Source organism: Kitasatospora sp. NPDC127035 (genome assembly GCF_042726075.1).
Lineage (GTDB): Bacteria > Actinomycetota > Actinomycetes > Streptomycetales > Streptomycetaceae > Kitasatospora.
Genome location: NZ_JBHXDN010000038.1, coordinates 50,493 through 76,644, shown reverse-complemented (window position 1 = coordinate 76,644; position 26,152 = coordinate 50,493). Strand labels below are relative to the sequence as shown.

Genomic DNA, 26,152 nt, shown 5'->3' with positions numbered 1-26,152 from the left:
GACTCACTTCTCCTCCTCGTCGGGCTCGATGGCCTCCGCCGCGGCGATGGTGACCAGGTGGCCGATGGTGGTGCCGAGCGCGCGGTAGGCGCCGCCCGGGGTGGAGTTGAGCGGGATCCAGACCGTGCGGTCCGGCATCTCCTTGGTGATCTCCAGCGGCAGGACGAGCGAGCCGGCCGGGCCGGTCAGCCGCAGCGCGACGGGCGGGCCGTCGGCGCCGAGCTCCTCTGCGGTGGTCGGCGAGATCCGGGCGACCGCCGGGTGCCGGGTGCCGGCCAGGTGCGGGTCACCCTGCTGGAGGGTGCCGCGGTCGAGCAGCAGCCGCCAGCCGGCCAGGACCGCTTGGCCGGCGGCCGGCCGCGGCAGCAGACCCGGGTGGGCCGCCGGGGCGGCCGGACGGTCACCGGTCCAGGGCGCGAACCGGTCCAGTTCCGACCGGACGGCCCGGACGTCGGGCAGCCCCAGCCGGTGGCCCAGCGCGTCGGCGAGCATGGTCAGCACCCGCAGGTCCGGGTGCAGGTGGCGGCCCATCTGCTGGTCCGGCTTGAGCGCGGCCTCGAACATCCGCACCCGGCCCTCCCAGTCCAGGAAGGTGCCGGCCTTCTCGGCGACGGCGGCGACCGGCAGCACCACGTCCGCGTGCGCGGTGACGGCGGACGGCCGCAGCTCCAGCGACACCACGAACCGTGCGGCGGCCAGCGCCTCCTCGGCCAGCGCCGGGTCGGGCAGGTCGTCCGGGTCGACGCCGCCGACCAGCAGCGCGTCCAGCTCGCCGTGGGCGGCGGCCGCGAGGATCTGCTCGGTGTCCCGGCCCAGCCGGGAGGGGAGTTCGGCCACTCCCCAGGCGGCGGCGGCCTCGGCCCGGGCCGCCGGGGCGGCGACCGGACGGCCGCCCGGCAGCAGACCGGGCAGCGCCCCCGCCTCGACCGCACCGCGCTCGCCGGCCCGACGCGGGACCCAGGCGATCCGGGCACCGGTGGCGTGTGCCAGCCGGAGCGCCGCGGTGAGCGCGCCGGGGGCGGCGGACAGCCGCTCACCGACCAGGATGACCGAGCCCGGGGTGCGGAGCAGTTCGGCGGCCCGGCCCGCGTCGTCGTTGAGCGGCTCGTCGGCGGCGAGCGCCGCCAGCCACTCGGCCTCGGTGCCGGGGGCCGCCGGCAGCAGCGCACCGCGCAGCTTGGCCAGGCCCCGGGACGCGTGCGTGGCGATCGAGAAGACCCGCAGCCCGCGGGCGAGGCTCGCCTTGCGCAGCCGCAGGAAGACGATCGGCGACTCCTCCTCCGGCTCCAGGCCGGCGAGCAGCACGCCCGGCGCCGCCTCCAGCTCGTCGTAGGAGACGCCGGTGCCGTCCACGTCGACGCCGCGGCCGGCGACGGCGGCGGCCAGGAAGTCCGCCTCCTCACCGCTGTGCGGGCGGGACCGGAAGTCCACGTCGTTGGTGCCGAGCACCACGCGGGCGAACTTCGCGTACGCGTAGGCGTCCTCGACGGTGACCCGGCCGCCGGTCAGCACGCCGGCCCGGGCGCCGCGCAGTCCCTCGGCCGCCCTCGCCAGCGCCTCCGGCCAGGAGGCGGTGACCAGTTCGCCGTCCTTGCGGACCAGCGGGGTGGTGATCCGGTCACGCTGCTGGGCGTAGCGGAAGGCGAACCGGCCCTTGTCGCAGTTCCACTCCTCGTTGACCGCCGGGTCCTCGCCGGCCAGCCGGCGGAGCACCTTGCCGCGCCGGTGGTCGGTGCGCTGGGCGCAGCCCGCCGAGCAGTGCTCGCAGACGCTCGGCGACGAGACCAGGTCGAACGGGCGGGAGCGGAAACGATAAGCCGCCGAGGTGAGGGCGCCGACCGGACAGATCTGGATGGTGTTGCCGGAGAAGTACGACGCGAAGTCGTCACCCTCACCGGTACCGACCTGCTGGAGCGCGCCGCGCTCGACCAGGTCGATGAACGGGTCGCCGGCGATCTGCTGGGAGAAGCGGGTGCAGCGGGCGCAGAGCACGCACCGCTCGCGGTCCAGCAGCACCTGGGTGCTGATCGGGACCGGCTTCTCGTAGGTGCGCTTCATCCCCTCGAAACGGGAGTCGGTGTCACCGGTCGACATCGCCTGGTTCTGCAGCGGGCACTCACCGCCCTTGTCGCAGACCGGGCAGTCCAGCGGGTGGTTGATCAGCAGCAGTTCCATCACGCCGCGCTGCGCCTTCTCGGCGACCGGCGAGCTGACCTGCGTCCGGACCACCATGCCCTCGGCCACCGGGATGGTGCACGAGGCGACCGGCTTGCGCTGGCCCTCGATCTCGACGATGCACTGGCGGCAGGCGCCGGCCGGGTCGAGCAGCGGGTGGTCGCAGAAGCGCGGGATCTGGGTGCCCACCTGCTCGGCGGCCCGGATCACCAACGTCCCCTTGGGGACCTGCACTTCGACGCCGTCGATGGTGAGCGTGACCAGTTCGACCGCGGCCTTGGAGGTGGCTGGCTCTGTGATCGTCACGCGTGCACCTCCCTTTCGGTGGCGGACTGGTGGCCGGGGCGGGGGCCGTCGGCCCAGACGGTGGAGGCGGTCGGGTCGAAGGGGCAGCGGCGCTCCGCGAGGTGCTGCTCGTACTCGGCCCGGAAGTGCTGGAGCGAGGAGACGATCGGGCTGGCCGCACCGTCCCCCAGCGCGCAGAAGGACTTGCCGTTGATGTTGTCGGCGATGTCGAGGAGCTTGTCGAGGTCCCCCGCGACGCCTTCGCCGGCCTCGATCCGCCGGAGCAGCTGGACCAGCCAGTAGGTGCCCTCGCGGCAGGGGGTGCACTTGCCGCAGGACTCGTGGGCGTAGAACTCCGTCCAGCGGGTGACCGCACGGACCACGCAGGTGGTCTCGTCGAAGATCTGCAGCGCCTTGGTGCCCAGCATCGAGCCGGCCGCGCCGACCCCCTCGTAGTCGAGCGGGACGTCGAGGTGCTCGTCGGTGAACATCGGGGTGGAGGAACCGCCCGGGGTCCAGAACTTGAGCCGGTGGCCGGACCGGATGCCGCCGCTGATGTCGAGCAGCTGGCGCAGGGTGATGCCCAGCGGGGCCTCGTACTGGCCGGGGTTGGTGACGTGGCCGGAGAGCGAGTAGAGCGTGAAGCCGGGGGACTTCTCGGTGCCCAGGCCCTTGAACCACTCCTTGCCCTTGGCCAGGATCGGCGGCACCGACGCGATCGACTCGACGTTGTTGACCACCGTCGGGCAGGCGTAGAGACCGGCGATGGCCGGGAACGGCGGGCGCAGCCTCGGCTGGCCGCGGCGCCCCTCCAGCGAGTCGAGCAGGGCCGTCTCCTCGCCGCAGATGTACGCGCCGGCGCCGGCGTGGACGGTGATGTCCAGGTCCAGGCCGGGTCCGAGGGCGTCCTTGCCGAGCAGCCCGGCCTCGTACGCCTCGGCGACGGCGGCCTGCAGCCGGCGCAGCACCGGGACGACCTCGCCGCGCAGGTAGATGAAGGCGTGGTCGCAGCGGATCGCGTAGGACGCGATGATCATGCCCTCGATCAGCGAGTGCGGGTTGGCGAAGAGCAGGGGGATGTCCTTGCAGGTCCCCGGCTCCGACTCGTCCGCGTTGACCACCAGGTAGTGCGGCTTGCCGTCGTTCTGGGGGATGAACTGCCACTTCATGCCGGTGGGGAACCCGGCGCCGCCGCGACCGCGCAGGCCGGCGTCCTTGACCAGCGCGATCACCTCGTCCGGGGCCATCGCGAGGGCGGCCTTCAGCCCCTCGTACCCGGCGTGGCGGCGGTAGGTGGCGAGGGTCCATGGCCTGGTGTCGTCCCAGGAGGCGGAGAGCACCGGGGTGAGCAGCTTCTCGGCCGGCTCGGCGGAGGTCATCACGCTTCGGTCCCTTCGTGACGGGGCGAGACGACGCGGGTACCGCCGGTGCCGGGCAGGGCCTCACCGCGGGCCAGCCGCAGGCCGGCCAGCGAGGGGGCGCCGCCGGCGCCGGACTCGTCGACGGCCCCGGTGCGCTCGTCCGGGAAGCCGGCCAGGATGCGGGCGGTCTCCTTGAAGGAGCAGAGCTTGGCGCCGCGGGTGGGCCTGGCCTCCCGGCCCGCCCGCAGGTCGTCGACCAGCTGCTTGGCGCTCTCCGGGGTCTGGTTGTCGAAGAACTCCCAGTTGACCATCACCACGGGCGCGTAGTCGCAGGCCGCGTTGCACTCGATGTGCTCGATCGAGATCCGGCCGTCCTCGGTGGTCTCGTTGTTCGTGACGTCGAGGTGCTGCTGGAGCTCCTCGAAGATCTGGTCGCCGCCGAGCACCGCGCAGAGCGTGTTGGTGCAGACCCCGACGTGGTACTCGCCCGCGGGCCGGCGCCGGTACATGGTGTAGAAGGTGGCGACGGCGGTGACCTCGGCGGTGGTGAGGTCCAACTGCTCGGCGCAGAACCGGATGCCGGTCGGGCTGACGAAGCCCTCCTCGGACTGCACCAGGTGCAGCAGCGGCAGCAGCGCGGACCGGGCCACCGGGTAGCGCCCGATCAGCTCCTTCGCGTCGGCCGCCAGCCTGGCGTGCACCTCCTCGGGGTACGGCCCGGCCGGCAGCGCCGGCATCCCCAACTGGACGTCTGTCACCGGTCCACGCCTCCCATCACCGGGTCGATCCCGGCCACCGCGACGATCACGTCGGCCACTTGGCCGCCCTCGCACATCGCCGCCATCGTCTGCAGATTGGTGAACGACGGGTCCCGGAAGTGGACCCGGTACGGCCTCGTCCCGCCGTCGCTGACCACGTGCACGCCGAGCTCGCCCTTGGGTGACTCGACGGCCGCGTACGCCTGGCCGGCCGGGACCCGGAAGCCCTCGGTGACCAGCTTGAAGTGGTGGATCAGGGCCTCCATCGAGGTGCCCATGATCTTCCGGATGTGGTCGAGCGAGTTGCCCATCCCGTCCGGGCCGACGGCGAGCTGGGCCGGCCAGGCGATCTTCTTGTCGGCCACCATGACCGGGCCGGGGCGGAGCCGGTCCAGGCACTGCTCGACGATCCGCAGCGACTCCTTCATCTCCTCCAGGCGGATCAGGAAGCGGCCGTAGGAGTCGGCGCCGTCGGCGACCGCGACCTCGAAGTCGTAGTTCTCGTAGCCGCAGTACGGATCGGTCTTGCGCAGGTCGTGGGGCAGGCCGGTGGCCCGCAGGATCGGACCGGTGGCGCCGAGCGCGAGGCAGCCGGGCAGGTCGAGGAATCCGACGTCGACCAGGCGGGCCTTGAAGACCGGGTTGCCGGTGGCGAGCTTGTCGTACTCGTGCATCCGGGAGCGGATGGTCTTCACGGCCTCGCGGATCTGGTCCACCGCGCCGGGCGGGAGGTCCTGGGCGAGGCCCCCGGGGCGGACGTACGCGTGGTTCATCCGCAGGCCGGTGACCAGCTCGAAGACGTCCAGGATCAGTTCGCGGTCCCGGAAGCCGTAGATCATCAGCGTGGTGGAGCCGATCTCCATGCCGCCGGTGGCCAGGCAGACCAGGTGGGAGGAGATCCGGTTGAGCTCCATCATCAGGACGCGGATGACGCTGGCCCGGTCCGGGACGTCGTCGGTGATGCCGAGCAGCTTCTCGACCGCCAGGCAGTAGGCGGTCTCGTTGAACAGCGGAGTCAGGTAGTCCATGCGGGTCACGAAGGTGGTGCCCTGGACCCAGTTGCGGAACTCCATGTTCTTCTCGATGCCGGTGTGGAGGTAGCCGATGCCGCAGCGGGCCTCGGTCACCGTCTCGCCGTCGATCTCCAGGATGAGTCGCAACACGCCGTGGGTGGAAGGGTGTTGGGGACCCATGTTGACGATGATGCGTTCGTCGTCGGCCCGGCCGACGGCCTCGACCACCTCGCCCCAGTCACCGCCGGTGACCGTGAAGACCCGGCCCTCGGTGGTCTCCCGGGCTGCGGCCTCCGCCGCCTCCTGGTGCGCCTCTTCGTAGTGCTGGGTGCTCATCAGCTGTACGACCTCCGCTGGTCGGGCGCCGGGATCTGGGCGCCCTTGTACTCGACGGGGATGCCGCCGAGCGGGTAGTCCTTGCGCTGCGGGTGGCCCAGCCAGTCGTCCGGCATCATGATCCGGGTGAGCGCCGGGTGGTCCTCGAAGACCAGGCCGAAGAAGTCGTAGGCCTCGCGCTCGTGCCAGTCGTTGGTCGGGTAGACGCTGACCACGGACGGGACGCGCGGGTCGGCGTCCGGTGCGGTGACCTCCAGCCGGATCAGCCGGCCGTGGGTGATCGAGCGCAGGTGGTAGACCGCGTGCAACTCGCGCCCGGAGTCGCCCGGGTAGTGCACGCCGCTCACACCGAGACAGAGCTCGAACCGGAGGGCCGGGTCGTCGCGCAGGGTGCGGGCGGTGCGGAGCAGGTGCTCGCGGGCGATGTGGAAGGTGAGCTCGGCACGGTCGACGACGGTCTTCTCGATCACGTCGGCCGGGTCGAGCCCCTGCTCCTCCAGTGCGCCCTCCAACTCGTCGGCCACCTCGTCGAACCAGCCGCCGTACGGGCGTCCGCTGGCCGGCGGCAGCGCGATCGGGGCGACCAGCCCGCCGAAGCCGGAGGTGTCACCGCTGCCCTGGGCGCCGAACATGCCCTGCCGGCGCCCGACCACCTCGACCGGGATCTCGCGGCGCGGCTCCTCGCGCCGGGTCTCGGGTACCTGGTCGCTCATCGCAGCAGCCCCCGCATCTCGCTCACCGGGGTGGCCTGCAGCGCGAGCGCCTCGCCCAACTCCTCGGCACGGCGCTTGTTCGCGCCGAGCGGCTCGTGCTGGATCTTGTCGTGCAGCTTCAGGATCGCGTCCATCAGCATCTCCGGGCGGGGCGGACAGCCCGGCAGGTAGATGTCGACCGGGACGATGTGGTCGACGCCCTGCACGATCGCGTAGTTGTTGAACATCCCCCCCGACGAGGCGCAGACGCCCATCGAGATGACCCACTTCGGGTTGGCCATCTGGTCGTACACCTGGCGCAGCACCGGGGCCATCTTCTGGCTCACGCGACCTGCCACGATCATGAGATCGGCCTGCCGGGGCGAGCCCCGGAAGACCTCCATGCCGAACCGGGCCAGGTCGTAGCGGCCCGCGCCCGTGGTCATCATCTCGATCGCGCAGCAGGCGAGCCCGAAGGTGGCCGGGAAGAGCGACGCCTTGCGCACCCAGCCGGCGGCCGTCTCCACGCTCGTGAGCAGAAAGCCGCTCGGCAGCTTCTCCTCGATTCCCATCAGATCCCTCTCAATGCCCTCAAGTCCTGTGGTTCATCCGCCCGTTCAGGCTTTGTCCGCCCGTTCACAAGCTCCGGCGGCCGCCCGGCACCCGGTCCCGCTCCAGGCTCAGTCCCACTCCAGACCGCCGCGCCGCCAGACGTAGGCGTACGCAACGAAGACAGTGGCGATGAACAGGAGCATCTCGACCAGTCCGAAGATCCCCAGGGCGTCGAAGCTCACCGCCCACGGATAGAGAAAGACGATCTCGATGTCGAAGACGATGAAGAGCATCGCCGTCAGGTAGTACTTGATCGGGAACCGACCGCCGCCCACGGGCTGCGGGGTCGGTTCGATGCCGCACTCGTACGCCTCCAACTTGGCCCGGTTGTACCGCTTGGGCCCGGTCAGTGAGGCCATCACGACGGAGCCGACCGCGAACGCCGCCGCGATGGCACCGAGTACGAGGATCGGCGCGTAGGCATTCATAGCCCCCGCTCCCTCCGTCCAGTCGTCCTTGACTGCAGATCGGAACCGACGGGTCACACTGCGGTGAACCCGGTGTTCCAGTTCCCGTGATCCACCTCATGTGAGGCAGTTCACAAAGCCTGGAACGAGCGCATCCTATGCCCGTCAGCTTGTGATCTGCGACACGCAGTTCAAGACGATCTTTGTGATCTCCGCCACCTCTCGAATGGTGGCGAAAGTGAACATGGCGAGAGTTGTCGACACAAAGAAGTCAAACGATCACAACCCGTCGCATTTATCTGCGAAGCGGCAGGTCAGGGCCGCGCTCCTATATCAACTATGCGCGGTCCGGGGCAAATTTCAGAGCGCCGGGTTGACGTGTTATGTCGGCTCACCCGCAGGGGTGGCGGCCTCCCGAACGCCCGCTTGACCCTTCGTTCACAAGCGCGCGAACGGGAAGCCGAGTTGGGGCGCGGACGGTACCGGCGGGCGGGCACGGAGACGTGCGGGCGGGCACCGGAAGGCGCCCGCCCGCACGGTGTACGGCGGTGTACGGCGGTGAACGTCGGCGGCCGGACGTCCGCGGCCGCGCCCGTCGGTCAGGCCGAGGCCCGCTCCGGCGCCGTCTCCACGCCCGGCTCCGCCGCACCCGGCTCCCCGGCGTCCGACTCCCCCGCACCCGACTCCCCCGCACCCGGCTCCCCCGCGCGTCCCGCGGGCGCCCCCTCCCGGAGCGGTGCCACCGCGGTCCGGCGCCCCCACTCGGTGGCGACCAGGACGAGGGCGCCGCCCGCCAGGGCGAGCGGGCCGAGGTGGTTGCCGGCGAGCGTGATCCCGAAGACCGCCGCCCAGAGCGGTTCGGTACCGAGCAGCAGGCTGACCCGCGAGGGCGAGGTGGTGCGGACCGCCCACATCTGCACGAAGAACGCGAACAGCGTGCAGAGCAGCGCGAGATGCAGCAGCCAGCCCCACTCGGCCGGCCCGTACGCGGCGGCGACCGTCCAGGGCAGCGGCCCGGTGAAAGGCGCGACGACAGCGAACACCAGGGTCGCGGTGGCGAGTTGCACCCAGGTGACGGCCAGCGTGTCGGTGTCCCGGATCGCCCGGACCCGGGAGGTGGCCAGGACGTTGACCGTCCGCACCACGGCCGCGCCGAGCACCAGGAGGTCACCCGACGCCGGCGCCCGCAGCCCGCCGTCCCCGGTGAGCAGGGCGATGCCCACCACCGCCAGTCCGGCCGCCGCGACGAACGGGCGCGGCAGCGGTGTCCGGGTGAGCACGCTCTCCGCGAGCGGGGTGAACACGATCGTGAGGCTGATGATCAGGCCGGCGTTGGTCGCCGAGGTGTGGACCGCGCCGAAGGTCTCCAGGAGGAAGATCGCGCCGAGCACGAGGCCCAGGGACGCCCCGCCCGCCCACTCCGCCCGCCCCATCCGCCGCAGCCCCCGCCAGGCGAACACCCCGAGCAACGGCAGGACGAGGCCGAACCGCAGCACCAGCATGGCCACCACCGTCCCCGGCTCGGCCACCCGCTGCACCGCCAGGAAGCTCGACCCCCACACCACCGCCACCAGCAGGACCGGCACATCTCGGAGAACGGACGACGAAACACGCATGGGCAGGACCTCTTCGGAGCGAACGGGAACCGGCACACGAGAGTCCCGCACGACGTCGGACGGATCCCGGGGCTGAGCAACGAGCCGAGCAGGCGACCGGGCGCGGGGCCCGGTCGGGGCGGAACAGGGGTCCGCCATCGTCGCGCACCGGAGGCCGGACGATCAACGGCATTCCACCCCTACCGGATCCCCACCCCGCCATGGATGATGTCGCCATGACAACGCAGCCGTCCCCCGTCCACCGGAAGGCCCGTCAAGTGAAGCGGAAACACTGGGCGTTGATCGCCGCCGCCACCGTCCTGCCGCTCGCCGTGAGCACCGGCACCGCCGTCGCGGAGACCCCGTCGACCGGCACCGCCGCCGGCGCCGCCTGCACCTACACCCCGGCGGTCCCGGCCGACAACTTCAAGGGCATCCCGGTCTTCGACGCCAAGAAGGCCGCCAAGCCCTACAGCGCGACGCTGAGAACCTCCCAGGGGGCGATCACCTTCCAGGCGCTGACCGACAAGGCCCCCTGCACCACGTTCTCGTTCCGGTTCCTCGCCGAGCACGACTACTACGACCGCAGCCACTGCCACCGGCTCACCACCCAGCGGATCTTCGTCCTGCAGTGCGGCGACCCGACCGGCACCGGCAGCGGAGGCCCGGGCTACTCGTTCCCCGACGAGAACCTGGAGGGCGCCACCTACCCCGCCGGAACCGTCGCCATGGCCAACGCCGGGCCGAACACCAACGGCAGCCAGTTCTTCTTCGTCTGGAAGGACACCAAGCTCTCCCCCGCCTACACGCCCTTCGGCCGGATCACCGCGGGGCTGGACGTCCTCCAGAAGATCGCCGCCGCGGGCGAGGACGACCAGAACAACCCCGGCGACGGCTACCCGAACCTCTTCGTCAAGATCCGCGACGTCCGGATCGCCAAGCGCTGACCTCCCGCCGGGGCCCCGTCCGCAGCCCCGGCCCCGCCCGGCCCCCACCGCGGTCGGCCGCCGCACGCCACCGCTCCCGTACGGTGGACCACGCCATCGACACCGTACGGGAGCAGCACCGCATGGACAGCAGGATCTGGGAGAGCGTCGACCACCTCGTCACCTGGCTCGACGAGGAGAGCCCGCTCCCTCCGCAGGAGGAACGGCTGGCCCGGATCCTCAAGCTCTCCGAGGAGGTCGGTGAGGTGAGCGCCGCCGTGATCGGCGCCACCGGTCAGAACCCGCGCAAGGGCGTCACCCACACCTGGGACGACGTCCAGCACGAGCTCTGCGACGTCGTCTTCTCGGCCCTGGTCGCCCTCCGGACGCTCACCCCCGACGCGGCCCGGGTCTTCGCCGAACGCCTCGCCTACGTCGAACGCCGCTCCGCCGCCGGCCGGCGGCCCGCGACAGGTCAGCCCGCGACCGGCCGACCGGAGACGGCTCGACCGGACGCGGACCGGCCCGAGGCCGATCGGCGCTGACCCCGGGGTGGCCCACGGCGCCGGAGCCCTCGGGCTCCCGGCCGCCGGGGCCAAGCGCCGCCGGGGTACGGGGCCGCCGCGGCCCGTGGGTCAGGCGTTGGGGGCGGCCTTGGCGAGGCCGTTGATGATGCGGTCCATCGCGTCGCCGCCCTGGGGGTCGGTGAGGTTGGCCAGCATCTTCAGGACGAACTTCATCAGGACGGGGTGGGTCAGGCCCCGCTGGGTGGCGAGCTGCATGACCTTCGGGTTGCCGATGAGCTTCACGAAGGCACGGCCGAGCGTGTAGTAGCCGCCGTAGACGTCCTTGAGGATGCGCGGGTAGGCCTGGAGGGCGCGCTCGCGGCCGGCGTCGGTCAGCCGGGCGTGGGCCTGCACGATGACTCCGGCGGCGATCTGGCCGGATTCCATCGCATAGGCGATGCCCTCGCCGTTGAACGGGTTGACCATGCCTCCGGCGTCGCCGACCAGCAGCAGGCCGCGGGTGTAGTGCGGCTGCCGGTTGAAGGCCATCGGGAGCGCGGCACCGCGGATCGGGTCGGTCATGTTCTCGGGGGTGTAGCCCCACTCCTCCGGCATGCTGGCGCACCAGGCCTTGAGGACCTCGCGCCAGTCCAGCTCGCCGAAGGCGGGCGAGGAGTTGAGGATGCCGAGGCCGACGTTGGAGGTGCCGTCGCCCATGCCGAAGACCCAGCCGTAGCCGGGCAGCAGCTTCCGCTCGGCGCCGCGGGTGTCCCACAGCTCCAGCCACGACTCCAGGTAGTCGTCGTCGTGGCGCGGGGAGGTGAAGTAGGTCCGGTAGGCGACGCCCATCGGCCGGTCCTCGCGGCGGTGCAGGCCCATGGCCAGCGAGAGCCGGGTGGAGTTGCCGTCGGCGGCCACCACCAGCGGGGCCCGGAAGGTCACCGGCCGCTTCTCCTCGCCGAGCCGGGCGGTGACGCCGATGATCCGGCCGGTCCGCTCGTCCAGCACCGGGCCGCTGACGTTGCAGCGCTCGTGGAGCCGGGCACCCGCCTTCTCGGCCTGACGGGCGAGCAGCTCGTCGAAGTCGGCCCGCTTGCGGACCAGTCCGTAGTCGGGGAACGCCGACAGCTCGGGCCAGTCCAGCTCCAGCCGGACGCCGCCGCCGATGATCCGCAGCCCCTTGTTGTGCAGCCAGCCGTTCGCGGTCGACACGTCGATGCCCATGTCGACGAGCTGCTTGGTGGCGCGCGGGGTGAGTCCGTCGCCGCAGACCTTCTCCCGGGGGAAGGAGGTCTTCTCCAGCAGCAGCACGTCCAGGCCCGCCTGGGCCAGGTAGTACGCCGTGGCGGAGCCGGCCGGGCCCGCGCCGACCACGATGACGTCCGCGGTGCTCTCCACAACGCCTGCGTTCAGGTCGACGGCGGTCTCGGACACGGTGGGCACACTCCTGCTGGGGTCGGCCGGCCGTCGGGGGCCGGCGCGGCTGGGCTTGGACGAGTCTACGAGCTGCGGACCGGGCCCCGGCCGGAACCGCGGTCGGCTCCGGCGGGTCCGGGACGGCCCGACCCGGGGGTCAGACCTTGTACGCCCGGTGCAGGGCGACGATCCCGCCGGTCAGGTTGCGCCAGGCCACCTTGGACCAGCCGGCCTCCTGGAGCAGCCCCGCCAGAGCGGGCTGGTCGGGCCAGGCCCGGATGGACTCGGCGAGGTAGACGTAGGCGTCCGGGTTGCTGCTGACCGCGGTGGCGACCGGCGGCAGCGCGCGCATCAGGTACTCGGTGTACACCGTCCGGAACGGCGTCCAGGTCGGCGTGGAGAACTCGCAGATCACCAGTTTGCCGCCGGGCTTGGTGACCCGGTGCATCTCGCGCAGCGCCGCCTCGGTCTCGTGGACGTTGCGCAGCGCGAAGGAGATCGTCACGGAGTCGAAGGTGCCGTCGGCGAACGGCAGCCGGGTGGCGTCCCCGGCCGTCAGCGCCAGCTCGGGGTGGCGGCGCTTGCCCTCGGTCAGCATGCCGACCGAGAAGTCGCAGGGGACGACCTCGGCCCCGGCCTCCCGGAACGGCAGCGAGGAGGTGCCGGTGCCGGCCCCGAGGTCGAGGACGAGGTCCCCCGGCCCGGCGTCCACGGCCTCGGCCACCGCCCGGCGCCAGGCGCGGGCCTGGCCGAGGGAGAGCACGTCGTTGGTGCGGTCGTACTTGGCCGCGACGTCGTCGAACATGGCGGCGACTTCGTGCGGCTGCTTGTCCAGAGAGGCTCGGGTCACGACCCCATTGTTCACCCTGGCCCGGACGATCCGGGCAACGGGGCACGTCCGGCGCGATCCCGGACGGTGCGGCCGGGCCGCGGCCGGACGGGGCCTGCGTCGTCGTGGTCCGGCGCGGTCCTCGCCCGACACGCCCTCACCCCGGCGCGGGCGGAGCGTCAGTGCAGGCCGCGCCGCCCGCCGGAGCGGCGCTTGCGGCGCGAGCGCTTGCCGTGGGTTATCGCCGGCATCCCCTCGGCCAGCGCGCCGGTCGCCATGGCCACCGTGGTGGCGATCCGGTTCTGCCCGCTCCGGACGGCGAGGTCGCGCCGGTGCCTGCGGATCCTCAGCATGCAGACGGCGAAGAGCACCACCGCCACCGGCACGCTGAACCGGGCCAGCCCGACGCCGACCGGTTGCGGGTAGGTGTCGCCGCAGACCCGGACCGCGCCCGCGTCGTCGGCCGCGTGCTCCAGGCAGACCGTGTCACCGACCTTCACGCCGTCGGCGAGCGGCAGCGCCGCCGCGGTGTGCTGCTGGCCGACGGCCCGGTAGCTGACGGTGCTGTAGGAGCCGCCGCCGGCGGGGAGCTGGGTGACCGTGCCCTCGACCGTCACCGGGTGCGCGCCGATCCGGTCGGCCTGCTCGGCCTGACGCCAGCCCAGCAGGCACATGCCGACGGCCAGTACGGCGCTGAGCACGGCGGTGAGGTACCAAACACGGCCCAACCGCGGGGTGCGCGGCGGGGGGACGGTCGCGGATCGCATGGTTCCTGTCCTGGCTTGCGTTCGGGGCCTGGGACGGGGCCCCGCCGCCCGAGGGCACGGGCGGAGTGTGGTGAGGGTACGGACTGAGCTGAGCGGGATGCTATCCGCTGGCGGGCCCTCAGGTCACGGCGAAGGGGGAATCAGACACCCTCGCCGGGGGTGCAGTTCGACGGCACACGAAGCAACTCCCCTGCGGCACAAGGGGGGATCGCCGGGAAGCGGAAAACAGCAGTATGACGGTATGACTACCAATGAGTAGCATCCGGGCGTCCACCCCGTGCCGGTCCCCGGAGCCGGGGTCGCGGCGGGCAGCTCACCGCCGGCGGAACACCAGTCGACCGGCCAGCACCGTGGCCAGGCAGCCCCCGGCCCGCGGCCCGTCCGCACCGGGTGCGAACACGGCGAAGTCGGCCCGGCCCCCGACCCCCAGGCGTCCGTGCACGGCCTCGACGAACGGGAGCACCGCGAGCGGGTCCAGCGGACCCTCCTCGGCCCCCGCACCGCCCGGCACGCCCAGCCCCGACCGGGCCACCGCCGTCCGCACCGAGGCGCGTTCGAACGGCCCGGCCACCGCGGTGACCCCGAACCCGAGCATCCGCTGGAGCCCGCGCCGGGCGCTCGCGCCGCACCGCGCCTCGTCGGCCGGCCCCCCGAGCCCCTCCGGCCCTCCGGGCACCGGCTCGTCCCCGATCCCCTCACGCGGGTCCGGATGGTACGCACGCTCCAGCAGCCAGCGCCCGTACGGGTTACGGAGACCGGGGGTGAGCAGTCCGTCGCCCCAGTCCCGCACCCGGGCCGCCGGGTGCTCCGCCGCCAGTCCGTCGTACGGGCCGACGGCGGCGATCAGCTCGCCACGCACGAGCACCGCCCCGTCGGCGTAGGACGGGGCGGTGGGATCGGCCGGGTCGGGCAGCACACGGGCCGCCCGGTGCAGGGTCAGCACGGCAGTGGAGGCGCTCAGCCGTTGTCGAGGATCTTCAGCTCGGGGTGCGCCGTGCCGCCCTCGATCGCGGTGGAGGCGATGTGCGAGGCGACCCGCGGGTCGACCGGGTCGTCGGCCGGGTCGTCCAGCACCCGCAGGTGCTCGTAGGTGGTCGAGCGCTGCGCGGGGACGCGGTCCGCCGCCCGGATCAGGTGGATCAGCTCGGTGAGGTTGGAGCGGTGCTTGGCGCCGGCCGCCGAGACGACGTTCTCCTCCAGCATCACCGAGCCCAGGTCGTCCGCGCCGTAGTGGAGCGACAGCTGGCCGGCCTCCTTGCCGGTGGTCAGCCAGGAGCCCTGGATGTGGGCGATGTTGTCCAGGAAGAGGCGGGCGATGGCGATCATCCGCAGGTACTCGAAGACGGTCGCCTGGGTCGACCCCTTCAGGTGGTTGTTCTGCGGCTGGTAGGTGTACGGGATGAAGGCGCGGAACCCGCCGGTGCGGTCCTGCACCTCGCGGATCATCCGCAGGTGCTCGATCCGCTCGGCGTTGGTCTCGCCGGTGCCCATCAGCATGGTGGAGGTGGACTCGACGCCCAGGCCGTGGGCGGTCTCCATGATCTCCAGCCAGCGCTCGCCGGACTCCTTGAGCGGGGCGATCGCCTTGCGCGGACGCTCCGGCAGCAGCTCGGCGCCGGCACCGGCGAAGGAGTCGAGACCCGCCTTGTGGATCCGGGTGACGGCCTCCTCGATCGAGACGCCCGAGATCCGGGCCATGTGCTCGACCTCGGACGCGCCCAGCGAGTGGATCACCAGCTGCGGGAAGTCCGCCTTGATCGCCGAGAAGGCGCGCTCGTAGTACTCCACGCCGTAGTCCGGGTGGTGGCCGCCCTGGAACATGATCTGGGTGCCGCCCAGCTCGACCGTCTCCGCGCAGCGGCGCAGGATCTCGTCGAGGTCGCGGGACCAGCCCTTGGTGCTCTTCGGCGCCACGTAGAAGGCGCAGAACTTGCACGCCGTCACACAGACGTTGGTGTAGTTGATGTTGCGCTCGATGATGTACGTCGCGATGTGCTCGGTACCGGCGTAGCGCCGGCGGCGCACCGCGTCGGCCGCCGAGCCGAGCGCGTGCAGCGGGGCCGAGCGGTAGAGCTCCAGCGCCTCCTCCGGGCTGATCCGGCCGCCGCCGGCCGCCCGGTCGAGCACGGCCTGCAGGTCGGTGCTGGGCGCATCGAGGGTGGTCGCTGCGAGCTCGGACACCTGACGGCCTTCTCTCTCTCGGGTACTGCTGGTCTGGCGGGCCCTGCCGGACGGGCACGGTTCCGGGTTGCGCCCCGGGGTCGTGCCGGCGGATCGAACCGCCAGGTCGGACCCCCGGGCCGCATCCGGTTCAGCCTACGCCAGCGCCTCCGCCGCCCCGCGTCAGCCCGCCCGCCGTAGCGTCCCGGACGGGTTCCCGGCCTTCGGGTCGGCCGAGGTGAAGAGGATCGCGCCGTCCTTCTGCAGGGTGAGCGTCTCGGAGTACGAGCCGCCGGTGCAGGCCCCGGGCAGTGAGGAGCGGACCAGCCGGGAGGTGAACACCAGCTTCTCCGGTTCGGCCGAGGTGAGCGTCCAGGCGCCCTCGCAGCTCACCGAGAGCAGCCCGCTGAGCTCGTTGCGGCTGGTGGTGGCCTCCTGACCGAGCGCCGCCTTCCCGATGACCAGGGTGGTGGTGCCGGCGGGCACCCCCTTCTGGGTGTTCATCTCCCCGCGCCAGGTGCCGAGGAAGCGTTCCGGGACGACGCTCGGCCCGGTCGTCGGGGCACCGCTCCCGGAGGCGCCACCGGACGGCGTCCCCCCGGTCGCCGTCCCGCCCGAGGGCCCTCCCGACGGCGACGGCCCGCCGGACGGCCCGCCGGACGCGGTCGACGGCGGCGGCCGGGTGGCGCCCCCGGTGGCCGGGGCGCTCGGCGAGCCCGTCCCCGTCGCGGTGGCCACGGCGGGCGGGTCCTCCGGCCCCCACACCCGGTAGGCGCCGTAGCCGGCCCCCGCCGCCAGCAGCAGCGCACCCGCCAGGAGCCAGGGCCCGTACCGGCGCCGGGAGGCGGCCCCGACCGCCGGGGTCTGCCCCGTACCCGGCCCGCCGCGCACGTCGGCCCCCGCGCCGGGGACGTAGGTCGGCGTCCGGTCCGCTCCCGGCGCCCCCGGAAACGGCGGGCCCGCTCCCACCGAGGAGACCTCGGCCTCCAGGTCCAGCAGTTGCACCGCACTCCGCCCGACCGCCGCCGCCAGCGCCGCCGGCAGCCAGCCGCCCCGCCCCAGCCGGGCGGCGGCCGAGCCGTCCGGGTCCAGCCAGGCGCGCAGCTCGCGCGGGGTCGGGCGGGCCGCCGGGTCCTTGGCCAGGCAGGCGAGCACGGCCGAGCGCAACGACCCGTCGGTCAGCCCGGAGAGGTCCGGTTCCTCGTGCACCACCCGGTAGAGGAGGACGGCGGCGCTCACGCCCTCGCCGAAGGGGTGCACCCCGGTCGCGGCGTAGCCGAGCACGGCGCCCAGCGAGAAGACGTCGCTGGGCGGTCCGGCGAGCTGCCCGTTCGCCTGCTCGGGGGACATGAAGCCGGGTGAGCCGACCACGTAGCCGGACTGGGTGAGCCCGCTGGCGGCGTCCAGCGCGCGGGCGATGCCGAAGTCGATCAGCCGCGGACCGTCCAGGGTCAGCAGCACGTTGGACGGTTTGACGTCGCGGTGGACCAGCCCGAGGCCGTGGACGTGGTCGAGCGCCTCGGCGAGGCCGGCCCCGAGGGTCCGGACCGCCGGCTCGGGCAGCGGCCCGTGCTCCGTGACGGCGGCGCCGAGCGCGGGGCCGGCGATGTAGCCGGTGGCCACCCAGGGGCGTTCGCCCTCGGTGTCCGCGTCCAGGACCGGTGCCGTCCAGGAGCCGCCGACCCGGCGGGCGGCGTCCACCTCCTGCCGGAACCGGGCGCGGAACTCGGCGTCCTCGGCCAGTTCGCCGCGGACCACCTTGACCGCCACCGTGCGGCCGCCCGCGGTCCGGCCGAGGTAGACCCGGCCCATGCCGCCCGCACCGAGCCGGCGCAGCAGCCGGTAGGCGCCCACCCGGCGCGGATCGTCCGATCCCAGTGCCTGCATCCCCCGCACGCTCCCCTCGCCGCATGGCCCCGCCTCCGGGACACGGATACCGGGTGCAGACGCTACCGGGCGGCGGGGCGGTGGAGGGCCACAACCCGGGCCACGATCCGGGCCACGATCCGGGGCGCGGGCGAGGAGACCGGCGGTCAGGCCACGACGGGCGCCGGTTCCAGCAGCCGGACCGCCACGTCCGGCGCGAAACCGCTGTCGGACGCGACCCGGCGGGCGAACTCGGCCAGTCCGGCCAGCTGCCGCTCGCCGAGCGAGAAGTCCAGCGCCTCGCTGAAGTACCGCTCCAGCACGCCGGCGTCGAACGTCTCCCAGCGGGCCGCGTGCGCGGCGACCTCGCGGGCCTCCACCAGGGAGAGGTCCCGGGATTCCAGGAAGGCCCGGTGCACCGCCGCGGTCAGCTCGGGCCGGCGCTCCGCGAAGTCGCGGCGGGCGGCCCAGACCGCGAAGACGAACGGCAGTCCGGTCCACTCCTTCCACATCTCGCCGAGGTCGTGCACGGCCAGGCCCTGCGCGGCCGCCTGGCCGAGGTAGGCGCGCAGCGCCGGGTCGCCGATCAGGACGGCCGCGTCGGCCTCGGCGAGCATGGCGTCCAGGTCGGGCGGGCAGCTGAAGTACTCCGGGCGCACGCCTTCGCGCTCCTCCAGCAGCAGCCGGGCGAGCCGTACCGAGGTCCGGCTGGTGGAGCCGAGGGCGACCCGTCGGCCGTCCAGGTCGGCCAGCGGCACCTTGCTGACGATCACGCAGGACATCACGGGGCCGTCGCTGCCGACCGCGATGTCGGGCATCACCAGCAGTTCGTCCGCGTGCCGGAGGTACTCCACGCAGGTGATCGGCCCGATGTCGAGCGAACCGCGGACCAGTTGGTCGCTGAGCTTCTCCGGGGTGTCCTTGGTGAGGTCGAGGTCGAGCAGGTTCCCGGTCCTGGCCAGTCCCCAGTAGAGGGGTACGCAGTTCAGGAACTGGATGTGCCCGACCCGCGGCCGGACCGGGGGGTGCCCCTCGGGATCCCGTGTTTCCGCATCCGGTGGTGCCACTGCGCCGCTCCCTTGCTGTTCGTGCGCCTCCCCGCAGGGTATGCCCGAGGTTCCGGAAGCCCGGCACCGGCCTTCCGACACGCGCGCACGGCGTGCGGGCCCGCTCCGCGTCCGCTGCCGCGACGGGCCGCGTCCACCGGGCCCGACGGGCCGTGCACGACGGGCCCAACAGCCCGGCGGACACCGCTGATCCGGGCTTTCGACACGTGCGGTCCGGCCTGCAAGTCACCCCTGGTCGTCACAGCAGCCGCATGCTAGCGTTGCCCTCAGTTGCAGTTTGATTCCCCTTGCAGTACTTGAAGCCTGCGGAGCATGTAACCGCAGGCTTTTTGTAGTTTTTCAGCAATATCGAAAAACTCCGGACCCGTCCGGAGGCAGGGCGATCAGCGCAGCGGACCGGGTGCCACACGGTGTGGTCCCCGACACGTCCCTCGCAAGGAGAACGGCATGGCTCAGGGAACCGTCAAGTGGTTCAACGCTGAGAAGGGCTTCGGCTTCATCGCCCAGGAGGGCGGCGGCCCCGACGTCTTCGTCCACTACTCCGCCATCAACGCGAGCGGTTTCCGCTCGCTGGAGGAGAACCAGGCGGTCAGCTTCGACGTCACTCAGGGCCCGAAGGGCCCGCAGGCGGAGAACGTCACCCTTATCTGACCATCCTCACGATGTTCTGATCGCTCGGGACCCCTCGGGTCCGCCGACGGCCGTCGGCCGTCACCAGAGCACAAGAGAGCAACACCCAAGGGGGCCCGCCGTTTTCGGTGGGCCCCCTGCCTCTTCCGGCGCCGGGGGCTGTGCCGCGCCCCCTCCGCGGGCATGCGCAGGGCCCCCTCCCCGGCGGGGAGGGGGCCCTGCGCGGAACCGGTCAGGCCGTGGCCGCGGCCTTCGGGCCGGACTGCGCCGGGACGACGGCCGCCGGGGCGTCCGCGTAGAGGTCGCCGGTGGGGTTGTTGTAGGCCACCAGGTCGAGGGTCTTCTCCCGGGCGGCGACCACGATCGGCACGAGGGCCTGGCCGGCGACGTTGGTCGCGGTGCGGATCATGTCGAGGATCGGGTCGATCGCCAGCAGCAGGCCGACGCCCTCCAGGGGCAGGCCCAGGGTGGAGAGGGTCAGGGTCAGCATCACGATCGCGCCGGTGAGACCGGCCGTGGCGGCCGAGCCGACGACCGAGACGAAGGCGATCAGCAGGTAGTCCTTGATGCCGAGGTCGATGCCGTAGACCTGGGCGACGAAGATCGCGGCCAGCGACGGGTAGATCGCGGCGCAGCCGTCCATCTTCGTGGTGGCACCGAACGGCACCGCGAACGAGGCGTACTCGCTCGGCACGCCGAGGCGCTCGGTGACGCGACGGGTGACCGGCAGGGTGCCGACCGAGGAGCGGGAGACGAAGGCCAGCTGGATGGCGGGCCAGGCGCCCTTGAAGAAGTTCAGCGGGTTGAGGCCGGCGGCGAACTTCAGCAGCAGGGAGTAGACGACGAACAGCACCAGCGCGCAACCGACGTAGATGTCGACGGTCAGGACGGTGAAGGGCTTCAGCAGGTCCCAGCCGTACTTGGCGACGGACTTGCCGATGAGGCCGAGGGTGCCGAGCGGCGAGAGCCGGATGACCCACCACAGGGCGGTCTGGATCAGCTCCAGGACGGACTCGCTGAGCTTGAGGACCGGCTCGGCCTTCGCGCCGAGCTTGAGGATCGCCGCGCCGGCCACGACCGCCAGGAAGACGATCTGCAGGACCTCGACCTCGGTGAACGCGGTGACGATGTTGGTCGGGAAGATCCCGGTCAGGAAGTCGATCCAGCTGCCGGTGGACTTCGGCGCCTTGAGGCCCTCGGTCTTGAGGTCGGTGCCCTCGCCCGGGTTGGTCAGCAGGCCGAGGCCGAGGCCGATGGCCACCGCGATCAGCGAGGTGATCAGGAACCAGAGCAGCGTGCGGACGGCCAGGCGGGCCGCGTTGGTCACGTTGCGCAGGTTGGCGACGCTTACCAGGATCGCGGTGAAGACCAGCGGGGGGACGGCGAGCTTCAGCAGCTGGACGAAGATCTTGCCGATCGTCTCCAGGGTGGTGGCCAGCCAGGAGATGTCGGCCGCGCGGGCCAGGTAACCGAGCCCGATGCCGAGCACGAGGCCGGCGACGATCTGGACCCAGAAGGGGGTCTTGCGGATTCTGGCGAGCACGGACGGCGACGAGGTCGCCTCGGGCGCTGTGGACATGACGGTGCGGCTCCGGGGGAGGCGTTGCTGACGGTGAGGCGGGGCGGGGAAGGCGACACGGCGGGGGCCGGGGGAGGAGGACCGGCCCCGGTCAGGGGCGTGCCGCCGGAATACAGCTCATCGCGCGACAACGGCGCGGGCTGTCCACAGCACCGGGCAGACGGCACCCGCGGGCGGCGCCGGGCTGCGAGCCCAGGCCGTGCATCCGGAGTGCGTCTGAGGTGGTCATGGCCGATACGTTAGCAGTAAAGGTTTGAGATGTTCAAAGTAGTTGTTTGAGTTCCGGACATGCGCCCACTCGCGGCCCGGTCGGAGTCCGGACACGAACGAAGCTGACGCCCCATCAGATCGACCGCCCGCCCCGATTGACCGCCTGCCGGTTATACGTATAACTTGGGTGGCGCCCCCTCCACGCCCACCGCCCAGACCGGAGAACCCCGCCCATGGGCTACCTCGCCCTGCTCCGCGCCCCGCACGTCGGCCGCCTGCTCCTCGGTACCCTGCTCGGCCGCCTCCCGGCCGGCATGACCGCCCTGGTGATCGCGCTCGCCCTGCGCGAGGCCGGCGCGCCGTACAGCCGGATCGGCCTGGCCACCGCCGCGTACGCGATCGCGGCGGCGGTCGGCGGACCGGTGCTCGGCCGGATCGTGGACCGGACGGGGCAGCCCCGCGTCCTGCTCCTCTCCGCCGTGGTCGCCGGCGGCGGGTACACCCTGCTCGCGCTGGCTCCCGGATCGGCCCTGGCCGCGCCGGTCGGCGCCGCGATCGCCGGCCTGGCCATGCCGCCGCTCGAACCCTGCCTCCGCTCGCTCTGGCCGGACGTCGTCGAGGACGAACAGCTCGACACCGCCTACGCGTTCGACTCCGCCGCCCAGCAGATCCTCTACGTCGCCGGTCCGCTCGCGGTGGCCGGGATCGCCGGTGCGGCCAGCCCGGTCGCGGCACTCTGGGTGGCGGCCGGGCTGGGGCTGGCCGGGGCCCTGATCGTGGCCACCACCGCACCGGCCCGGGCCTGGCAGGCGCCGCCGCGCGAGCACTCGGCGGGCCTGCTCGGACCGCTCCGCTCCCCCGGACTGGTGCTGCTGCTGGTCGGCCTGGCCGGCGCCGGCTGGGCGGTCGGTGCGCAGAACGTGCTGTTCATCGCCTACGCGGAGGCCCACGAGCGGACGGACGGGCTCCCGGGCGGCGCGGGCACCCTGCTGGCGCTGGCCGCGCTCGGCGGGCTGCTCGGGGCGCTCGCCTACGGCGCAGTGAAGTGGCGCAGCTCCACCGCCACCCGCACCGGGCTGATGGCGCTCGGCATGGCCGCCTCCTACCTGCCGCTGCTCCTGGTTCCGGGACCGGCCGCGATGGCCGGACTGGCGTTCGTCTCCGGGATCGCCCTCGCCCCGCTGCTGGCGGCGGCGTTCGTCCTGGTCGCCGAGCTGGCCCCGGTCGGCACCGTGACCGAGGCCTTCGCCTGGCTGGTCACGCTCTTCGCGACCGGCAACTCGCTCGGCTACGCGGTCTCGGGCCACCTCGCCGAGGGATCGCTGCGCTCGGTGGCGCTCTGTGCGGCGGGCGGCATCGGCCTGGGCGGGCTGCTGCTGTTCGGCGCCCGCCGCTGGTTCCGGGTCGTCCCCGCCGCCGGCCCGGCGGGCTCCGGCGCGCCCGCCGACGCCGGACCGGTGCCGGTGCCGGTGGGCTGAGCCCGCCCCGAAGACGTGGCTGCGCCCGTCGGGCCGGTGGTCCGGCCGACGGGCGCAGTCACTTTCTCCTGGCCGGTGCCTCAGCTGTGGCGGCCTCGGCCTCCCCAGACGATCAGGGCGAGCAGCAGGCCGGTACCGAGCACGGCGGCCGCGAGGATGCCGATCAGGGTGCCCGGTCCGCCGCCGGTGTCGGGCAGCTCACCGCCGTGGCCGGACGAGTGCGTCGGCTTCGGATGGTGGGTCGTGGGGTGGTGGGTCGTGGGCCGGTGCGTCGGCGAGTGCGTCGGCGACGAGGGCTCGACCGTCGGCGACGGCGAGGGAACGGCCGTGGACGTCGACGAGGTGGGCGACACCGTCGGGGACGGGGAGACCGTCGGAGACGGGGAGGCGGTCGGCGACGGCGAGACGGTCGGGGACGGGGACGGCGACGGGGACGGGGACGGCGAGGGCGAGGGCGACGGTGTGGGAAGCACCAGTCCCAGGTCCAGGCCGAGGTCCCGCGTCCCGCCGGCCAGCGTGACCGTCTGGGTCACTCCGGTCGTCGGGTCCGCGTCCGAGTCCAGCTCCCGGTCCGCCCCGGCGGCCCGCCGGGTCACCGTGGCCCCCTCGGGCAGCGTGGTCAGGTCGAACCGCACCGCGTACACCCCGTCCGGCAGCTGCTCGAACAGGTAGTGCCCGCTCGCGTCCGTGACCGCGGCGACCGGCCGGCCGCTCTTGTCCCGGACCGCCCGGCCCTCGCCGTCCAGCAGCTCGACCCGCACGCCGGGGACGCCGGGTTCACCGGGCTGCTGGATGCCGTCGCCGTTGAGGTCGTTCCAGACGAAGTCGCCGAGCGCGTTGGCCGGCGGGACGGCCTGCTCGACGCCGACCCCGACCTTGGCCGGTTCGGCGGGCAGGAACGGACGGCCGGAGGCGTCGGTGGCGGAGTAGGCGAAGCTGTTCCAGGCGAACTCGTCCGCGCCCGCGTCGAACGAGGCGACCATGGGCCAGGTCAGGGTGAACAGTGCGCCGGGGGCGAGCGTGCCGGGGCGGGCCACCCGGAACCAGGTGGCGGTGCCGGGGCCGGGGAAGGCCGTGCTCCACTGCGCGCCGGCGTCGCACGGGCCGGGCACCGCGAAGTCGGCGGGCAGGCAGGGGTCGGGCGAGGTGGTGTACTCGATCACCACGGTCGGGTCGCTGGAGGTCAGCGGCTCCACCAGGGAGGGTGTCCAGGCCGAGCTGCGCGGGGTGTCCGGCCGCAGCACGTACCCGTCGCCGGGGGTGGGCAGCTTGTCGTACGCGACGAACTCGGTGACCGGGTCGGCGGAGTCGTTGCGGACGGTCAGCCGGTAGGAGATGCCGCCGCCGGGCCGGGTGGTTCCGGTGGTGGTGTAGTCGGGGTCGAGGTCGCCCCTGACCTCCTTGTAGGACCGCAGCACGGCCGGCACCTGCACCTCGACCTGCGAGGAGGCGTGGCACAGGGTCTCGGTGGCGTCGCCGTCCTTGTCGAGGTCCTGGGCGTCCGGCACCCCGCTGTCACTGCCGAAGTAGAAGCAGGCGACCGGGGGGCCGCTGCCCTCGGTGGTGACGTACACGTCGTTGGTCAGGGTGCCGGGGCGGGCGCTGCCGGCCACCTGGACGTCGATCAGGGTCCGGTAGGCCCGGTGGTCGTTCAGGTACATCATGTCGGGGCTTCCGGCCGGCCAGGTCAGCTTGAGCAGCTGCCGCCCGTCGGGACCGGGCAGCACCGCGACGGACTCCGGGGCGACCGACTCCGCGTAGGCGGGGTCAGGGCGCGCGCTGCCCTCGACGTAGACCATGCCGGGCGGCAGCAGGTCGTAGAGGACGAGCGGACGGTCGAGGGTGCGGCCGGTCCGGTTGTACGGGGTGATCTGGAAGGTGGCCACCCCGCCGGGGGAGAGCACGGCGCCGGCCACGGTGGTCTTGGCGGCACCCAGGTTGGTGGCGGCGGTGACGGTGGAGTCGGCGCAGTCGTTGGCGGCCGAGGTGTCGCCGGCCGCGTCGGTGCCGACCACGTCGACGCAGTTGCGCAGCGGGACGGGCGCGGGGCGCCCGTCGTGGCCGGGGGTGATGGTCTGGGCGAGCAGCTGGACGGAGTTGCCGGGGCTCCAGCCGGTCGGGATCGGGCCGGTCCAGGTGAACCGCAGGCCGTCGAGGTAGCGGCCGGCCGGGATGCCGAGCACGTCGTTGGCCGGGTCGCCGGCGCCCGTGGCGAAGGTGATCCGGCGGGTGCCGGACCCGTTCAGCGGGGTGCCCGGGGTGAAGGTCTGCCAGGCGGGGTCGCCGTCCAGCCGGTACTCCAGGGCGAGACCGATCGAGGTCGGGTTCCACGCCTCCAGCTGGATGGACTGCGGGATCAGCCAGTTGTACAGGTTGGCGGTGGTGCCGGTGCCCGGGTCGGTCACCACCAGGCCGGTGATCGGACCGGCGACGTTGCTGGGGCGCAGGCTGAAGGAGGTGAGGTCGCCGGAGACCGAGGTCGTCTGCCACACCTTGGAGGCGCCGACCTGGATGCCGGTGACGGGCGGCTGGAAGACCGGGGTCTCGGCGGTGGCGGTGGAGAGGTCCCGCTGCGGTTCGGGGCCGAGCGGGTCGCCCTGGAGCGTCACGGTGTTGGTGGAGGTGGTGCCGCTGGGGAACGTCGGGTCGGGGTAGTTGACCACCAGGACGCCGGGGATCCGGCAGCCGGCCTGGCCGTTGCCGGCCCGGAAGGCGCCGATGTCGTACACCCAGGTGGTCGAGCCCGCCGGGTCGTTGACCCAGCCCGGGGAGCGGCCGGTGTCCACCACCGCACCGGGCGGCAGGGTGTCGACCAGCCGGCTGCCGTCCAGGTCGACGTTGGGCACGTTGGCGGTCGAGCAGGCGCTGAACTGGTAGGTGACCGAGCGGCCGTCCTGGCTGCTGCCCTGGACACCCTTGGTGGTGGTGTAGCTGGGCTGGACCACGGCGGTGGTGCCGGCCGTACCGGTCTGGGGCTGTTCCCCGTCGGCGGTGAGGGTGGCCGAGTTGGTGCTCTGGGTGCCGTTGGCGGTGGTGAAGTTGGGGTACCTCAGGACCACGTTGATGGTGGCGGTGGTCCCCGGGGTGAGGTCCTGCAGCTTGGCCGTGAGGGTGCCGCCCACGGTGCCGGGCGCCGGGACGGTGGAGTTGGGGACGTCGACGGTGGAGGCGTCCGGAGTCCAGCCGACGAACTCCATCCCGGCCGGGAGCGTGTCGACGATCTGCCCGTTGACGCAGTCGCTGACCGAGCAGGTGTAGCGCAGTGTGTAGGTGACGTTCTCGCCGGGTACCGGGTTGGGCTTGTCCACCGACTTCGTGAAGGTGACGGCGGCCTCGGCGGGCGGGGCGGTCAGGGTGCCGGTCAGCAGGGTGCCACCGATCAGGCCCAGGGATGCGGCCAGGAGTGGCAGGCGTGAGGGTTTAGGTCGAAACGTCCACATATCGGAATCTCATCGCCCGCCCAGCCGGCCACGGCGTCGGCGCG

At 72.8% G+C, this 26,152-nt stretch carries 20 protein-coding genes and 2 pseudogenes; 5 read left to right on the top strand and 17 right to left on the bottom strand.

The window, feature by feature from the left end; all coding sequences use genetic code 11:
- Positions 1-3: 3 nt before the first annotated feature.
- From ACFWIC_RS24855 to ACFWIC_RS24820, 8 genes are all read right to left on the bottom strand, one after another.
- Entirely contained in the window at positions 4-2,481 is a 2,478-nt protein-coding gene (locus ACFWIC_RS24855) for an NADH-quinone oxidoreductase subunit G (RefSeq protein ID WP_380359830.1), read from the bottom strand.
- Positions 2,478-3,839 carry an NADH-quinone oxidoreductase subunit NuoF gene (gene nuoF, locus ACFWIC_RS24850; protein ID WP_329883294.1) on the bottom strand — a complete coding sequence of 454 codons (1,362 nt, stop codon included), beginning with the start codon at positions 3,837-3,839 and terminating at the stop codon, positions 2,478-2,480. Before nuoF ends, ACFWIC_RS24855 begins: the two co-directional genes overlap by 4 nt.
- Complete coding sequence (nuoE, locus tag ACFWIC_RS24845) at positions 3,839-4,579, bottom strand: NADH-quinone oxidoreductase subunit NuoE (RefSeq protein WP_329883293.1); 741 nt, start codon at positions 4,577-4,579, stop codon at positions 3,839-3,841. Before nuoE ends, nuoF begins: the two co-directional genes overlap by 1 nt.
- Complete coding sequence (locus tag ACFWIC_RS24840; RefSeq protein WP_329883292.1) at positions 4,576-5,928, bottom strand: NADH-quinone oxidoreductase subunit D; 1,353 nt, start codon at positions 5,926-5,928, stop codon at positions 4,576-4,578. Before ACFWIC_RS24840 ends, nuoE begins: the two co-directional genes overlap by 4 nt.
- The gene (locus ACFWIC_RS24835) at positions 5,928-6,641 is read right to left on the bottom strand and encodes an NADH-quinone oxidoreductase subunit C (protein ID WP_329952970.1); all 714 of its coding nucleotides are present in this window, start codon (positions 6,639-6,641) and stop codon (positions 5,928-5,930) included. Before ACFWIC_RS24835 ends, ACFWIC_RS24840 begins: the two co-directional genes overlap by 1 nt.
- Positions 6,638-7,192: an NADH-quinone oxidoreductase subunit B family protein gene (locus ACFWIC_RS24830; protein WP_266271098.1), complete on the bottom strand. Its 555-nt coding sequence runs from the start codon at positions 7,190-7,192 to the stop codon at positions 6,638-6,640. Before ACFWIC_RS24830 ends, ACFWIC_RS24835 begins: the two co-directional genes overlap by 4 nt.
- Before the next feature lie 108 nt (positions 7,193-7,300).
- Positions 7,301-7,660: an NADH-quinone oxidoreductase subunit A gene (locus tag ACFWIC_RS24825; RefSeq protein ID WP_014137597.1), complete on the bottom strand. Its 360-nt coding sequence runs from the start codon at positions 7,658-7,660 to the stop codon at positions 7,301-7,303.
- Between the two features lie 578 nt (positions 7,661-8,238).
- Positions 8,239-9,255: a DMT family transporter gene (locus tag ACFWIC_RS24820; protein ID WP_380359827.1), complete on the bottom strand. Its 1,017-nt coding sequence runs from the start codon at positions 9,253-9,255 to the stop codon at positions 8,239-8,241.
- A gap of 215 nt (positions 9,256-9,470) precedes the next feature.
- On the opposite strand from ACFWIC_RS24820, the gene ACFWIC_RS24815 reads away from it, so the two are divergent.
- Entirely contained in the window at positions 9,471-10,181 is a 711-nt protein-coding gene (locus ACFWIC_RS24815; protein WP_380359825.1) for a peptidylprolyl isomerase, read from the top strand.
- Between the two features lie 122 nt (positions 10,182-10,303).
- Positions 10,304-10,705 (top strand): MazG-like family protein, encoded by a 402-nt coding sequence (locus ACFWIC_RS24810; RefSeq protein WP_329883288.1) that lies wholly within the window; start codon positions 10,304-10,306, stop codon positions 10,703-10,705.
- Between the two features lie 90 nt (positions 10,706-10,795).
- Here ACFWIC_RS24810 and ACFWIC_RS24805 read toward each other — a convergent pair whose 3' ends face one another.
- From ACFWIC_RS24805 to ACFWIC_RS24775, 7 genes are all read right to left on the bottom strand, one after another.
- Positions 10,796-12,079: a geranylgeranyl reductase family protein gene (locus tag ACFWIC_RS24805; RefSeq protein WP_380359838.1), complete on the bottom strand. Its 1,284-nt coding sequence runs from the start codon at positions 12,077-12,079 to the stop codon at positions 10,796-10,798.
- A 160-nt stretch (positions 12,080-12,239) separates the two neighbouring features.
- Positions 12,240-12,932, bottom strand: coding sequence for a demethylmenaquinone methyltransferase (locus ACFWIC_RS24800; RefSeq protein WP_329952967.1), 693 nt, complete (start codon positions 12,930-12,932; stop codon positions 12,240-12,242).
- Between the two features lie 158 nt (positions 12,933-13,090).
- The gene (locus ACFWIC_RS24795; protein ID WP_355402831.1) at positions 13,091-13,612 is read right to left on the bottom strand and encodes a hypothetical protein; all 522 of its coding nucleotides are present in this window, start codon (positions 13,610-13,612) and stop codon (positions 13,091-13,093) included.
- A gap of 379 nt (positions 13,613-13,991) precedes the next feature.
- A complete protein-coding gene (locus ACFWIC_RS24790) occupies positions 13,992-14,621 on the bottom strand; it encodes a hypothetical protein (protein WP_380520036.1) in 630 nt (209 codons plus the stop codon).
- A gap of 14 nt (positions 14,622-14,635) precedes the next feature.
- Positions 14,636-15,859, bottom strand: a complete 1,224-nt coding sequence (mqnC, locus tag ACFWIC_RS24785) for a cyclic dehypoxanthinyl futalosine synthase (RefSeq protein ID WP_380359818.1) — start codon at positions 15,857-15,859, stop codon at positions 14,636-14,638.
- Positions 15,860-16,021: 162 nt separating this feature from the next.
- Entirely contained in the window at positions 16,022-17,725 is a 1,704-nt protein-coding gene (locus ACFWIC_RS24780) for a serine/threonine-protein kinase (RefSeq protein WP_380520035.1), read from the bottom strand.
- Between the two features lie 146 nt (positions 17,726-17,871).
- Positions 17,872-18,771, bottom strand: coding sequence for a menaquinone biosynthesis protein (locus ACFWIC_RS24775; RefSeq protein WP_329883283.1), 900 nt, complete (start codon positions 18,769-18,771; stop codon positions 17,872-17,874).
- A gap of 447 nt (positions 18,772-19,218) precedes the next feature.
- Here ACFWIC_RS24775 and ACFWIC_RS24770 point away from each other — a divergent pair, with 447 nt between their 5' ends.
- Positions 19,219-19,422, top strand: a complete 204-nt coding sequence (locus tag ACFWIC_RS24770; protein ID WP_329883282.1) for a cold-shock protein — start codon at positions 19,219-19,221, stop codon at positions 19,420-19,422.
- Between the two features lie 211 nt (positions 19,423-19,633).
- Here ACFWIC_RS24770 and ACFWIC_RS24765 read toward each other — a convergent pair whose 3' ends face one another.
- Positions 19,634-20,980 (bottom strand): dicarboxylate/amino acid:cation symporter, encoded by a 1,347-nt coding sequence (locus tag ACFWIC_RS24765; protein ID WP_329952964.1) that lies wholly within the window; start codon positions 20,978-20,980, stop codon positions 19,634-19,636.
- 443 nt (positions 20,981-21,423) lie between these two features.
- Here ACFWIC_RS24765 and ACFWIC_RS24760 point away from each other — a divergent pair, with 443 nt between their 5' ends.
- Both ACFWIC_RS24760 and ACFWIC_RS24755 read left to right on the top strand, forming a co-directional pair.
- Positions 21,424-22,668 carry an MFS transporter gene (locus ACFWIC_RS24760; protein ID WP_380520034.1) on the top strand — a complete coding sequence of 415 codons (1,245 nt, stop codon included), beginning with the start codon at positions 21,424-21,426 and terminating at the stop codon, positions 22,666-22,668.
- A 156-nt stretch (positions 22,669-22,824) separates the two neighbouring features.
- Positions 22,825-23,076, top strand: a pseudogene (locus ACFWIC_RS24755) (hypothetical protein); the annotation flags it as partial.
- A 77-nt stretch (positions 23,077-23,153) separates the two neighbouring features.
- On the opposite strand, the pseudogene ACFWIC_RS24750 reads toward ACFWIC_RS24755, so the two are convergent.
- Positions 23,154-26,108 (bottom strand): annotated as a pseudogene (locus ACFWIC_RS24750) (SdrD B-like domain-containing protein); the annotation flags it as partial.
- Between the last annotated feature and the right edge of the window lie 44 nt (positions 26,109-26,152).

Bases quoted from the DNA above. Each gene is read 5' to 3' on its own strand.
- ACFWIC_RS24765 (WP_329952964.1), bottom strand. From the start codon at position 20,980: ATGTCCACAGCGCCCGAGGCGACCTCGTCGCCGTCCGTGCTCGCCAGA.
- ACFWIC_RS24835 (WP_329952970.1), bottom strand. From the start codon at position 6,641: ATGAGCGACCAGGTACCCGAGACCCGGCGCGAGGAGCCGCGCCGCGAG.
- ACFWIC_RS24770 (WP_329883282.1), top strand. From the start codon at position 19,219: ATGGCTCAGGGAACCGTCAAGTGGTTCAACGCTGAGAAGGGCTTCGGC.
- nuoF (WP_329883294.1), bottom strand. From the start codon at position 3,839: ATGACCTCCGCCGAGCCGGCCGAGAAGCTGCTCACCCCGGTGCTCTCC.
- ACFWIC_RS24820 (WP_380359827.1), bottom strand. From the start codon at position 9,255: ATGCGTGTTTCGTCGTCCGTTCTCCGAGATGTGCCGGTCCTGCTGGTG.
- ACFWIC_RS24810 (WP_329883288.1), top strand. From the start codon at position 10,304: ATGGACAGCAGGATCTGGGAGAGCGTCGACCACCTCGTCACCTGGCTC.
- ACFWIC_RS24825 (WP_014137597.1), bottom strand. From the start codon at position 7,660: ATGAATGCCTACGCGCCGATCCTCGTACTCGGTGCCATCGCGGCGGCG.
- ACFWIC_RS24840 (WP_329883292.1), bottom strand. From the start codon at position 5,928: ATGAGCACCCAGCACTACGAAGAGGCGCACCAGGAGGCGGCGGAGGCC.
- ACFWIC_RS24780 (WP_380520035.1), bottom strand. From the start codon at position 17,725: ATGCAGGCACTGGGATCGGACGATCCGCGCCGGGTGGGCGCCTACCGG.
- ACFWIC_RS24760 (WP_380520034.1), top strand. From the start codon at position 21,424: ATGGGCTACCTCGCCCTGCTCCGCGCCCCGCACGTCGGCCGCCTGCTC.
- ACFWIC_RS24830 (WP_266271098.1), bottom strand. From the start codon at position 7,192: ATGGGAATCGAGGAGAAGCTGCCGAGCGGCTTTCTGCTCACGAGCGTG.
- ACFWIC_RS24815 (WP_380359825.1), top strand. From the start codon at position 9,471: ATGACAACGCAGCCGTCCCCCGTCCACCGGAAGGCCCGTCAAGTGAAG.